We start from the raw sequence: 341 nt of genomic DNA on the forward strand, positions 1-341 counted from the left end.
ATTTGATGGGTTTATCCATCACCCCTCAGGCCTTGTTATATATAGGCCTGGATGTCGCTATTGCATTAGTGTTGTTGATAGTTATGCGTTGGGTATTTGGTCTGTGGACGCGAGTGGACGGCACCGACCAACTATCCGGTAAGGACAACTTCGCCTTTGGGATCAGTGTCGCATCCAGTCTGATGGCACTCTCCATTGTGCTCTGGAGTGCGGCAGAGAAAGCCTCCTCAGGTGATTACCTTGCCCAATCCCTACAGATGCTGGTTTATGGTGTGGTTGGCATTCTGCTGATAAAAGTAGGCCGTTTTGCCCACGACAGGCTGGTGCTGGATGAGTTGGAT

At 50.4% G+C, this 341-nt stretch carries 1 protein-coding gene; it reads left to right on the top strand.

The features are described 5' to 3' along the window. A partial coding sequence (locus tag J0A66_RS22265; protein WP_206576012.1) for a DUF350 domain-containing protein occupies nt 1–341 on the top strand: 341 nt, incomplete at both ends.

The organism is Bowmanella dokdonensis, assembly GCF_017254865.1.
In the GTDB taxonomy this organism is placed as follows: domain Bacteria; phylum Pseudomonadota; class Gammaproteobacteria; order Enterobacterales; family Alteromonadaceae; genus Bowmanella; species Bowmanella dokdonensis.